10 protein-coding genes are annotated in these 12,997 nt (G+C 33.2%); 3 read left to right on the forward strand and 7 right to left on the reverse strand.

Translation table 11 applies throughout. The features are described from left to right. Positions 1 to 813: 813 nt before the first annotated feature. The 6 genes from AAFU52_RS17670 to AAFU52_RS17695 form a co-directional block, all read right to left on the reverse strand. On the reverse strand, positions 814 to 3,372 hold the full coding sequence (locus tag AAFU52_RS17670; RefSeq protein ID WP_438422885.1) for a GEVED domain-containing protein: 2,559 nt from the start codon (positions 3,370 to 3,372) through the stop codon (positions 814 to 816). Between the two features lie 483 nt (positions 3,373 to 3,855). Beyond that, positions 3,856 to 5,682: an ABC transporter ATP-binding protein gene (locus AAFU52_RS17675; RefSeq protein WP_438422886.1), complete on the reverse strand. Its 1,827-nt coding sequence runs from the start codon at positions 5,680 to 5,682 to the stop codon at positions 3,856 to 3,858. 31 nt (positions 5,683 to 5,713) lie between these two features. After that, positions 5,714 to 7,441 (reverse strand): phospho-sugar mutase, encoded by a 1,728-nt coding sequence (locus AAFU52_RS17680; protein WP_438422887.1) that lies wholly within the window; start codon positions 7,439 to 7,441, stop codon positions 5,714 to 5,716. Between the two features lie 121 nt (positions 7,442 to 7,562). Then, complete coding sequence (locus tag AAFU52_RS17685; RefSeq protein WP_438422888.1) at positions 7,563 to 8,510, reverse strand: glycosyltransferase family 2 protein; 948 nt, start codon at positions 8,508 to 8,510, stop codon at positions 7,563 to 7,565. Between the two features lie 3 nt (positions 8,511 to 8,513). Next, positions 8,514 to 9,035 (reverse strand): DUF4199 domain-containing protein, encoded by a 522-nt coding sequence (locus tag AAFU52_RS17690; RefSeq protein ID WP_438422889.1) that lies wholly within the window; start codon positions 9,033 to 9,035, stop codon positions 8,514 to 8,516. Positions 9,036 to 9,199: 164 nt separating this feature from the next. Further along, positions 9,200 to 9,706: a DUF4199 domain-containing protein gene (locus AAFU52_RS17695; RefSeq protein ID WP_438422890.1), complete on the reverse strand. Its 507-nt coding sequence runs from the start codon at positions 9,704 to 9,706 to the stop codon at positions 9,200 to 9,202. Positions 9,707 to 10,031: 325 nt separating this feature from the next. On the opposite strand from AAFU52_RS17695, the gene AAFU52_RS17700 reads away from it, so the two are divergent. The 3 genes from AAFU52_RS17700 to AAFU52_RS17710 all read left to right on the forward strand — a co-directional run bounded on the left by AAFU52_RS17700 (position 10,032) and on the right by AAFU52_RS17710 (position 12,635). After that, positions 10,032 to 10,490: a hypothetical protein gene (locus AAFU52_RS17700; RefSeq protein ID WP_438422891.1), complete on the forward strand. Its 459-nt coding sequence runs from the start codon at positions 10,032 to 10,034 to the stop codon at positions 10,488 to 10,490. Between the two features lie 114 nt (positions 10,491 to 10,604). After that, positions 10,605 to 10,856 (forward strand): type B 50S ribosomal protein L31, encoded by a 252-nt coding sequence (locus AAFU52_RS17705; RefSeq protein WP_024771186.1) that lies wholly within the window; start codon positions 10,605 to 10,607, stop codon positions 10,854 to 10,856. A 600-nt stretch (positions 10,857 to 11,456) separates the two neighbouring features. After that, complete coding sequence (locus tag AAFU52_RS17710; protein WP_438422892.1) at positions 11,457 to 12,635, forward strand: GlmU family protein; 1,179 nt, start codon at positions 11,457 to 11,459, stop codon at positions 12,633 to 12,635. 194 nt (positions 12,636 to 12,829) lie between these two features. Here the strand turns inward: AAFU52_RS17710 and AAFU52_RS17715 are convergent, their stop codons facing one another. Then, positions 12,830 to 12,997: a hypothetical protein gene (locus tag AAFU52_RS17715; RefSeq protein ID WP_438422893.1), complete on the reverse strand. Its 168-nt coding sequence runs from the start codon at positions 12,995 to 12,997 to the stop codon at positions 12,830 to 12,832.

The raw sequence follows: 12,997 nt of genomic DNA on the forward strand, positions 1-12,997 counted from the left end.
ATAAAGTTAAAACACGTAATTGTTAGATAAAATACATTTTTTGTTTGGTAGATCGAAAATAATTACTATCTTTACAGTGTAATAATGATTGAGTTCTTTCATTTCCCCCAAGATGAAAGTTTTTTATAAAAGTGAGTTTTAATTTTAGAATAAGCCCCTAAATTAAGATGATTTGTGTGAAGAGAAAGAGTGCGAAAGCACTCTTTTTTATGCTTAATATATTCGATAACTTTTATTTAAAGAAAACTTATTCTTTAAATAAAATCTCATATTTGTAAGAATTATACTACACAATAATAGTTATTTTTGAAAAAATACTGTTAAAAAGTACTATTTATAGATAAAGTTCAATTTTTATTTGGACGTACCGGATTTTTGTATTATATTTACATCATAATTAAAGAGAGTTAGTCCTTCCATTCCCCCCAAGATGGAAGATGTTAATAAGAGTGAGTTTTAATTTTAGAATAAGCCCCTAAATTAAGATGATTTGTGTGAAGAAAAAGAGTGCGAAAGCACTCTTTTTTATGTTTTATCTTTTCGATAGTTTTAATTTAAATACAATTTTTTATAGATAAAGTATAGTTTTATGGGGTTAAAATCAATTTTTGATTTGTGAAAATGCCTTGTCAGTCAGAAATGTAAAATTCTTCCAGTTCTAACATCTTTGATTAGATATCGTTCTTTTTTCCAAAAGAGCTATAGTTAAGCTTGTTTTGAGTTTGTATTTTTATGAAATACATGAATTCAACAATAACCACAAAAAAAAAGGCCATCCCTAGAGATAGCCTTTTATAACTATTAATTAGACTATTATTGTTTTATAAATCTTTTGGTAACAGCCAACCTTTTAGAAACAAATCTTACAAAATACATACCTGTAGTAAATTGTGAGACATCAATATCATGAGAACCCACACTTGGGTTTATCTTTTTAATGATTGCTCCTGTGGATGCAAATATTATGATCTCATCATAATCACCTCCCAAAATGTCAATAGTTAACTTTGATTTTGCTGGATTAGGATGTATTTTAATATTTCTTTTTGAGTTTTGAGTGAATGATCTCAATGTTTCTACATTATTAGTAGCAGTGACTCCAGTTCCAAGATTAATTGTGTAGTCTTCCACTTCACCATATGTGAAAGTTTCACAAGAGGTTGGAATTCCATTATACTTCATTGAAACTCTCATTCTAACCGAAGTTTTAGAAGTTCCGCTAGGAACTGTAAAAGATCCGCTATTAGAAGTATTAGTAGAAGCGGCTTTAGACCAAACTAATTCTCCCGAATCATTAAAATCCCCATTATTATTGTAATCAATCCAAACTGCATATGCTTCAGAGTATGTGGTTCCTGTCCAGGTAGGAACAACCGTAACAGTATATGTTTGACCTTCGTTTAAATCTGTAGAAATTGAAGTGAAATCTGAATAAAATTGTGCGCCAGAACTCTTGTTGATTGTATTTAACTGAACATTGCTAATAAACTCATCGTTTACATTTGTACTCGCAGAGCTACAATAAGTAACAGTGGTTCCAGTCGTAGTGAACGAAGTAGTAGCATTTCCTGAAACATTCCCAGCAGCATCTTCAGCAGTTACAGAAGCAGCATACGTGGTTGAGGGGGAAAGCCCAGTAACGTTAAAAGTAGCAGTTGTAGAAGTACCAACAACAGTACCACCTATAGAGATATTATAGCGAGCTACACCCACATTATCTGTAGATGCGGTCCAATTAAGTACTGATCCACTAGATGTGATGTTACTAGCAGTCAAATTAGTAGGGTTCGTCGGTGCTTCAGTATCAGGAGTACCCGCTTCAATTTGAAATTTTCCAACGACACCTTTTCTACCACCCTTCATATACTCGGTAATAAACCAAAAAGAAGAATCATCAGATGGATCTACATCAATCTTACTATAATCCCCATATCGGGTACCACTAATATTTCCAGTTCCATTTGCGATGAGTCCTTCTGTACTTGTCATTGTTCCTAATGGGTCAGCACTCAATCTACCTGTAAAATAAGAACTTACCCTAACTGTTGTTGATGTTGTAGGTCCTGACATAGATGTATACCCCATTCCTATATTGCCGTTTCCATCCATTGCAAGACTTGCGTTCCAGGCATGTCTTCCATCTGGTGCGGTATACGTGCCTTCTTGATATAAAGACCAAGGCTGATTATCCCCACTCTGTCGAAATTCGTACCAACGTACTCCTGCCAGTTTACCTGAGCCAGCATCTGTATCGACTACAAAATTAAAAAGCGCCGAATTATGAGTTGCAAATTTTCTAAATTGAGCTTGATTCATAATTGTTGCTTGTAATGCATCAATAGTAGAGCCTCCTCCGGGTTGGCTTAAATTAGAAAAACTTCCACCATCAAAAACACTAATAAAAGGTGTTGTATTGATTTCCTGAGGATTTGAAACTGTCGAGCTTCCTGGCGTAGTCCAATTTATATTAGCAGTCCAAACTTTAATATGATCCACAGATACTCCGCTCCAAGCATTGTCCTGTAAATAGACTATGGTAGCACCTCCAGGAGCAGGTAAATTGCCATTAGTAACATTTAAAGCTTGTGGACTATGAAAACCACTGGTAACAATCCCCGGAAGTTTAAAACCAATAATTTGAGCTGCAGAATTTCCCGCCAACATAGCAGTCCTTTCTAATACCCAGAGTTTATTAGTACCTCCCGTATTTTCGGTAATATAGTATCCATCACTCCAGACAGATAATTTTTGATAATCCTTTATACCTGGGATATTGTATATATACCACCCTGCTGTTAATGGGTTAGGGCCATCTGAAACCGCCACCTGAGCTCCGGATCCCAGAAACGAAAGTACCCATCTATCTGCTGCATTATCATAGGATGCCGTAAGGTCACAACAGCCACCCGAAGGGAAAATAGCAGGATTAGGAGCGGTTTGACCTAACAATTGATTACCAGATTTATCATAAATCATAAACCCAGTATTATAAACCACCATCACATGATTAGGGCCTATGGCCATAGAGGGATCTGTCGGTTGAGAATTTGATGAATAGGTGTCAAAAACAAGGCTGGCAGGAGCTCTTTTCATGCTTTGTTCCTTTTCATGTTTATTTCTTACGAAGTAATCATTTTTCGTTTGAGGGTCTTTGCCAGATACAATTTGATTTCCTAATGATTTTTTATCTTTTGCTTCCCTAACCGAATTGTCTGGGGGGGTAAGATCATTGGGTCTTGATTCTAGAGATGATACATACTCTACAGAAGATATCTTTCCATGATAGAAAGCTTTAGTGTCATTTTCTTGTGCGCGAGTCATAAAAGAAACGGCGAACAATAGCGGTAATAATAATAAATTTTTTAGTTTCATTGAGTTTGTTTTAAGAGATTTAACTGACTTAAAGTTAGATAAATAACATCGGGAATTTTAATTTCAATACACCTTTTTTTTATTTAATGGTAAGGCCATATTGTTAATATGTGCTAACCTTTGTTTTATACCTTTTTGACCATCTAGTCAAGTAATCTTTATCAAAAAAATACGATTAGATACTTTAAACTCTCATCATTTTTTAGATAAATTAGAGATTGTAGTTAGGAATACAGAAAACATAACCGATGAGATAATCAATGGATATTTGAAATACTGCGGATGAAGAAATGGTGGTAATTACAACTTATACCATTTCAAAGTTAAATTGGTATTAATATTGGAACAAGCAGAGGGGGGAGATATCAATCCGAGTTGTTTTTATTGAGTAAACTTTAACCAGAAATAGTTCTTAGAAAATTCAAACCCCTGTACTTAATAGTTACAGGGGTTTTTGTCGTTTTATTGTTTACTATAAACTCTTTATTGATCTAATGATTGCATATTCACCAATTTTTGATAAATACCGTCTTTAGAAATAAGCTCATCATGTGTACCTTGTTCAACAATTTTCCCTTTTTGCATTACAACGATTAGATCAGAATTTTGTATTGTAGATAATCTATGAGCGATCACAATGCTTGTTCTGTTTTTCATCATATTCTCTAATGCAGATTGCACCAATCGTTCACTTTCGGTATCTAGGGCAGAAGTAGCTTCATCCAAAATCATGATCGGAGGATTTTTTAATACAGCACGAGCTATAGATAAACGCTGCTTTTGTCCGCCACTAATTTTATTACCGCTATCTCCAATATTTGTTTCGATCCCAGCTGGTAAATCTTTTACAAATTCCCAGGCATTGGCAATTTTTAAAGCTTTTATAATTTCTTCGTCAGATGCAGATGGATCTCCAACCAACAAATTATTTTTTATAGAGTCATTAAATAAAATAGAATCCTGGGTAACCAATCCCATGAGATCTCTTAAGGAGTGTTTGGTTAGATCTTTAATATCTACACCATCTATTTTAATGTTTCCTTTGTTTACATCATAAAAACGAGTAACCAAATTGGCGATAGTGGATTTACCACTACCAGACTGACCAACTAGTGCAACAGAACTACCTTTAGGTACTGTTAAAGAAAAGTCATTTAAAACATACTCATCTTCATATTTAAAAGATATATTCTCTAGAGTAATATTGGTGGTAAACTCTTTTTTCTCTTTTGCATCTGGGTGATCTTGTAGAGGAGAGGTCGTATTTAATATTTCTAGTACACGCTCTGCCGCTGCATTACCTCTTTTTACTCCATAACTTGCTTTAGAAATGGCTTTTGCTGGCGTAAGAATATTATAGGCAAGACCCATATACACAATAAAAAGCCCTGGATCTAAAGATTTTTCTACTAGTACCATTTGCCCTCCATACCATAATAAAATAGAGATAACAGTTATACCCAAAAACTCACTTGTTGGGGATGCAAGATTTTGTCTGTTAAGTAGCGTATTCGAAAAATTATAGAAACGAGAAGTAGATTCCTGGAACTTTTTACCAAATATTTTTTCAGCATTAAATCCTTTGATTACTTTTAATCCACCAAGAGTTTCTTCGACAATAGAAAGAAAGAACCCTTGTTCTTGTTGTACTTTATCAGAGTGTTTTTTTAACTTCTTTCCAATTAAAGAAATCAAAAACCCTGATATCGGAATAAAAATAAAGACAAATATTGTTAATTTTAAACTTATCAATAACATGGTCAATATCGTAAATAGAATCATCAAAGGCTCTCTTACGATAAGTTCTAATATAGATAAAAAGGAATGTTGTATTTCTAGAACATCTGTAGATATTCTAGCCATAGTATCTCCTTTTCTTTTTTCTGAAAAATATGACAGTGGTAATTCTACTGTCTTTTTGTATAATTCATTACGTACATCCTTTAAAACACCATTTCTTAGAAATGTAATAAAGTACATTGCCAGGTAATTAAAAATATTCTTAAGAAAGAACATACTTATTACAAGAACCACCATAAAAATCAGGACATCCTCACTACCTTGATCGGCTTTTTGTGTTACAAAAAAATTAAGATAATCTTCACCATATTCTTTAGCTTTTAATATGCCTTCCCATTTTGGTTTAACCCTAATTTTTTCAGTTTTGTCAAAAAGAACCTTTAGCATGGGAAATAAAGATACCATAGATAGTGTTCCGAAAAGGGCATAAAAAATATTAGAAATTATATTTAATATAGCATATACTTTATAGGGTTTCGCAAAGCGAAGGATTTGTTTAAAATAATTCATTAAAAATATACTGAACAGCTATCACTGTTATTTAAGTTAATTGTAAATCTTTTTTGATGGCTTCAATTCTACCATCTAATTGTTGTTGCACAGCAGTAAAGTCGGCACTTGTATGAAGTGATTCCTGTACACTGATATAAAATTTTATTTTTGGTTCTGTTCCGCTTGGTCTGGCAGCAATTTTACTTCCCGCTTCGGTATAAAATATCAAAACATTTGATTTTGGGATATCGATACTATGCTCTGTATGATCCTGAACGTTTTTGGCAATACCGGTTTGATAATCCTCGATCAGTACTACTTTTTCTTCATTTAGAGATTTTGGAGGATTATTTCTTAAATCCACCATAGTTTGCTTAATCTCTGCAGCACCATCGATTCCTTTTTTCACCAATGAAACCAAATGTTCCTTGTAAAAACCATGTTTTGTATATAAATCTAATAAAGTGCTATAAAAAGAACTACCATTTGCTTTAGCAAAAGCAACAATCTCACAAGCGAGTAGGGTAGCCGTTACTGCATCTTTATCTCTAACAAAATCACCTACCATAAATCCAAAACTTTCTTCACCACCACCAATAAAGTGTTGATCAGGGAAATCTTTGATTAATTTGGCAATCCATTTAAAACCGGTTAGTACTTCTTTGTATTCTACACCGTAAGCCTGGGCCAGGCTTTGCATCATAGGAGTAGATACAATGGTAGATGCAATAAATTCATTGCCTGTAAACCCTTGTTTTTTATAATTTTCTAACAAAAACCAGGTCATTACAATCATAGTTTGGTTTCCGTTAAGTAATTGTAATTCCCCTTGATTATTACGTATAGCTATTCCTAATCGATCACAATCAGGATCAGTACCAATTACAATATCTGCATCAACTTTGGTAGCGAGTTCCATTGCCATAGCTAAGGCTTCTGGTTCTTCTGGATTAGGAGATTTTACGGTAGGAAAATTACCATCGGGTTCTGCTTGTTCTTTTACAATATGTACATTTTTGTATCCTGCTTTTTCAAGAGTCTCAGGCACGGCGGTAATAGAAGTACCGTGTAAAGAAGTAAAAACAATTGTCGTATTATCTTTTGCTTCCTGGGTAGCTGCGAAACTTCCGTTTTTCACACTCTGTTCAATAAAAACAGTATCAATTTCCTGATCTATTTTTTGAATAAGACTAGGATTCGTATCAAATTGAATATCTGAATATTTTAATGCATTTATTTCTGCAATAATCTCACCATCTTGCGGCGGAACCAATTGTCCACCATCCTGCCAATATACTTTATATCCATTATATTCTGGTGGATTATGACTCGCGGTGAGTACAATACCACAATGACAGCCTAATTCTCGCACGGCAAAAGACAATTCTGGAGTAGGACGAAGGCTGGAGAATAAATAGACTTTAATACCATTAGCAGAAAATACATCTGCAACTACTTGCGCAAGCGTATCACTATTATGTCTACAATCATATGCAATTACTGCTTTGGGTTGTTCTCCCGGAAATTGCTTGATCATATAATTACTTAACCCTTGTGTACTTTTTCCCAAGGTGTATTTATTGATTCGATTGGTTCCCACACCCATGATACCACGCATACCTCCGGTACCAAATTCGAGATCTTTATAAAAGCTCTCTTTTAATTCTTCTGAATTAGTATCCTGTAAATTTTTAATTTCTTTTTGAGTAGTGGTATCAAAAACCGGAGTTAACCACTCGTCAACTCTTAGGTTTATATCAGAATCTGTGATTTGCATGCTTGTGATTTTAGTGCAAAAATACTATTTAATTTTGGTAAAAAAGTTTCGAAATACGCATAAACTGCTTCGATATTTAATTCATCATGACTTTTTATATCTGCACGATGAATTGGCTACATTAAAGATGTATCTTTTCTGCAATGCTATATCGCTCTTTACTTCGTTTGCTGGTTAGGATAATTTCACCTAAGAATCCTGCCAGAAAGAACTGCGTTCCTAAAATCATAGAGGTTAGCGCTACATAAAACTCGGGGCGTTGTGCGATAAGTCTTCCTTTGGTTTCTATAAAAAGTTTATCGATCCCCAGGTATAACGAAAAGCAGAATCCTATAATAAAAAGTAAGGTGCCGATAAGACCAAAAAAGTGCATGGGTCTTTTGCCGAAACGCGACATAAACCAAATGGTGATTAAGTCTAAAAAACCGTTAATAAAACGACTCATACCGAATTTGGTTTTACCGTATTTTCGAGCCTGGTGTAGTACTACTTTCTCACCGATTTTTGCAAAACCGGCATTTTTGGCAAGTACAGGGATGTATCTGTGCATCTCGCCATGTACATCTATGTTTTTTATTACGATATTTTTATATGCCTTAAGTCCACAATTAAAATCATGTAATTTAACACCAGATGTTTTTCTGGCCGCAGCATTAAACAGTTTTGAAGGTAGATTTTTGGCAATAACAGAATCGTATCGTTTCTTTTTCCATCCGGAAATGAGATCATAGCCTTCTTTGGTGATCATATCATACAATTCTGGAATTTCTTCTGGATTGTCTTGTAAATCAGCATCCATAGTAATGACTACATCTCCCAGTGCTGTACCAAATCCAGCGTGTAATGCCTGTGATTTTCCAAAGTTTTTTAAGAAACGAATTCCTTTTACCTGTTGGTCTTTTTTTGATAGAGTAGAGATCGTATCCCACGATCCATCAGTACTACCATCATCGATAAAGATAATTTCATAAGAAAAAGAATTGGATTGCATAACTTTTGCAATCCAATTGTATAATTCATTAAGTGATTCCTGCTCATTAAGCAGTGGTATGACCACAGATATATTCATATATTAATATAAGTCTTGTTTCTTTTGCATGATTAAACCTCCAATAAGAGAATATATAAAACCAAAAAAGACACTTAATAATATAAAAAAGGCACCTCCTATAATCGGCCCTCCAAGTTTCTTTGCCCAGTTTATACTCATTTCAATTTGTTCTTCTGTCATGTTAGGATTCTCCATCATCTTTTCTCTTGTAAGTTCCAGCATTTGATCTATGAAATCGGGTTCAATAAAAAAATTGAAAATACCATTATATACTGCATACACAAGACCACTAAGTGCAGCAATACTAATCCCTATTTTTATAGCTTGCCCTAAACTTAAAAAACCATTATTCTTTTTCTTGTATGCATGTATTGTTGAAAATATAAAAACTGGAAATATTAAATAGTATAAATACATGGGCCATTGTTTGCCTTCTAACAACATTCCACTAACATACATTAGTACATGAATAAGAATGAGAATTATACCTAATATAACACCATAATTAGAGCTGAATTTCGCTGTAGGAATTTGATTTTCCATAAATATTATTGTTTTGGTTATTATAAACCATAAGTACACAAATATAGTAAATTGTTACAGGTATGCGTAATAAATTTATGGTATTGATCACAAGTGTCAACTAGTATTTTTAGATATAATAATGGTAAATCTTAAGGTAATGAATAGATAAATAGGGGTGTACGTTAAAAAGTATCTCTGTTTTTCTGCATAATAGCTCCGCCAAGTAAGGAAATCAATCCCCCTAATATCGAGTAGAAGATTATACTAGCTAATGATGTAGTAAAAAGGAAGTTACTTTCTCTACTCATTATGGTATCTTCATTAATAGATTCATTTTCTGATAACTGATTTGACGATTTTATTAATTCGTACATTGTTTCTGGAGATATAATTTTTAATAAAAATATGTCCCAGATAACGTAGATAATTGTTGCAATTAAAGCGACTCCTAGTCCAATCTTCAATGCTTGACTTAATTTTAAAAATCCATTATTGGCACGTTTATATGTGTAAATACCATATACAATGATGGTTACATGAATAAATAATTCAATAATAACTATTCCCCAACTCGTACTGGTTCGATTATCCGTTATGTGACGAATAAGTCCGTATACTACCCATGTAAGTCCAAGAATTAATCCGTAATTCAGGATATTTTTTTTGGTAGAAATAGTAGTTTCTTCCATAATATAAAAATATTTTTAGCTGTTATAAAAACATAAGTTAGCAAATATAATAAAATGTTACAGTTTGAATAAAGATAACGGTTTATCGGGTTAATTCGTGTTTTTGTCGTATATTTATCTGATAATTACGGTTTTTCCGTAATAAAAATAAGGTCTCAACAGGCGTGAAATATGGGGATTCGCTTAAAACGGTTGTAAAGGATTAATCTGTTGATATCTTGTGTTTTAAGAGTAATATTGTTGTGAATTATTGATAAAATAAACTTTTTTAAAATTACTTACCCCAATTTAATTGTATAAAAATATATTAACGAAACTAGTATTTATGAGAAAACTATTACTTTTTATATACATAATTTCTTTCATTACAACTTTTTCTTGTTCCAAAGATGAGAGAGCATATGAAACTCTTCAAGAGGATAAAGAACTCATAGTTAAACAGACTTTAGTTGAGTTTAATAAAAGTGCCATTAGGACGGGTCGATTACAGAAATTTACTAAATCACTGTATCAAAAATCATTAAACACAGGTATTAATGATCAGGAATTGGAGCTAGTAATTAAGAAATTTATGGGCGATCAAACACAGGCTTTTTTGGATTTATATCATCAACTCAATGCTCTTAATGTAACACCAGAAGAATTTTATAGTATTGCTCATCAATTTGGGTATTTAAGATTAGATACTAAAGAATTAGATAAGAGTTCTTCGGATATTTGTAATTCTGGAGGTGGTTTATTGGTGGCTATTTTTGATTTTGTTATTGGTTGTGAGAAATCTTGATGTTTTTTAGATAATAACCATCAATTAATTTACGTTTCTTTATTTGTAAAATAATTTTGCATTTAAAAAAATAGTTGTAAATTTGCACCTCGAAAATAGAAAAGAAATACTACAATGAGAAAAGATATTCACCCAGAAAATTATAGATTAGTTGCTTTTAAAGATATGTCTAACGATGAAGTTTTTTTAACTAAATCTACAGCCAATACTAAAGAAACTTTAGAAGTAGAGGGTGTAGAGTATCCGTTAGTGAAATTAGAAATTTCAAGAACATCACATCCTTTCTATACCGGTAAATCAAAACTTATCGATACTGCAGGACGTATTGACAAATTCAAAAACAAATACGCTAAATTCAAAAAGTAATTTAGTAGTACTATACTATAGTAAAAAGCTTTTCCAAACGGAAAGGCTTTTTTTATGCTTATTTAGACCATCCCCAAAAATTCACATTAATTAGAATCCGAGTTCGACGTAAATTATGATGTTTAAAAAAGCGTCAATTCGAGTGGTTTTTCAGAATGATCTCTCGACTACGCTCGAGATGACATGGAGAAAAACTGTATCGAGAATAGCTTTTTTGATTCCAAACCCTGTCATCCTGAGTGTATCGAAGGGCTCGATACACTACACCCAAAAACATGGCACTCGAATCGACGTGATTTTCTTAGATCGAATTCAGGTTAAGACAAGCTCATTTTATTATTTTAATGTGAATAATGGGTAAGAAATTTTCGTCAGTTTGAGTGCTAAATCTCTGATTTGGTGTATCGAAAACAAGAAAATTTATAACTAAAAAGTACTTCTCGATACTAAATTCTTACAGAATTTCACTCGAAGTGACGTATCTGCTCCTAAATATTATTTATGTTATTTTACAAATAAATTCGTCAAACAGCACTATTTTTAATATTAACGTCTTTATTTTTGCAGCCGTATAACTAACTAATTTTTTGAAATCGAAACATGAATTATATTCTTTTTGACGGTGCTTCACGTAATGCGTTATTACCATTTACTTATACACGACCAGTTGCCGAGATTAGGATTGGGATATTAACCATTCGTGAGAAATGGGAGAAATATTTGGGATCTACTACCTCTACAGTAACAGAAGAATACCTAAGTGAAAAATTTCCTATGGTAGAGTTAGCTGAGAATGTAATGATCAATGCTTCTTACTTACCATCAGAACAATTGGTAACAGCAATTAAAAACCTGAAACCCGAACAAGCTATTTTTTGCGATGATGAGCCTATCGCTTTTTACGTCAAAGAAGATCAGGAGGTAGATTTTGAAACTTATGAAATAATAGCATGTGATACTGATGTGTTTACCGTACAGCATACCTGGGATATTTTTTCAAAAAATGAACAAGCGATTGCTGATGATTTTAAACTATTAACACAGGATAGGGAGAGTCAGCCTATTCCTGAAAGTAATAATTGCATTGCACTCGAAAATATTTTTATTGAAGAAGGAGCAAAACTCGAATTTACAATGCTTAATGCTAGTAAAGGACCAATATACATAGGAAAAGATGCCGAAATCATGGAAGGTAGTATGATTAGAGGGCCTTTTGCGCTTTGTGATCGTGCTGTGGTAAAGATGGGAGCAAAGATTTATGGAGGCACTACTATTGGAGTGCATTCTAAGGTAGGAGGAGAGATCAATAACTCGGTAATATTTGGATGCTCTAATAAGGGTCATGATGGATATATGGGGAATTCTGTAATAGGAGAGTGGTGTAATCTGGGAGCAGATACGAATACCTCTAACCTTAAAAATAATTATGCCGAAGTTCGTTTGTGGAACTATGAAACAGAAAGCTTTACAAAGACAGGATTGCGATTCTGCGGCTTAATGATGGGCGATCACTCTAAATGTGGTATCAATACCATGTTTAATACAGGAACTGTTGTGGGAGTAAATGCTAATATTTTTGGTACAGGTTTTCCTCGTAATTTTGTGCCTAGCTATAGCTGGGGAGGGAGTGCAGGTTTTAGTACTTATTTAACCAAAAAAGCTTTTGAAGTAGCTAATGTAGTCATGTCTCGACGAAAAATTGAATTTACAAAACAAGAAGAGCAGATTCTGGAACAGGTCTTTGAAGACACCAAGCAGTGGCGAAAGAGTTATGAGTAAATGAAATTGGAATAGCTCAAAAATATGAAATAATTCGTTTTAACTATGAAATTAACTAATATACTAAAATGAAAATACATAATTAAAAAGGGTGTTTGACTTTTCAAACCCCCTCTATTTATGTAGACATACAATAAAAAAAAGAAACATTATTTTTAATTATTTTATTGCCCAAGTCTTTTTAGAAATTAACTTTATCGTTTTTCACAAACACAAGCCCATCCTGTGATAGCTCCTCCAATCCCTCCTAGTAGATGTGTTGGGCTTCCGCAAAATGAATCACAAAAACCTCCTGCTTTTACTTTTGATTGTTGATTCTTGTCGAGTTTCTGTACTCCCTTAATGTTTAAAATAGATTTCAT

It is taken from the genome of Aquimarina macrocephali (genome assembly GCF_051627225.1).
Taxonomy (GTDB): Bacteria; Bacteroidota; Bacteroidia; order Flavobacteriales; family Flavobacteriaceae; genus Aquimarina; species Aquimarina macrocephali.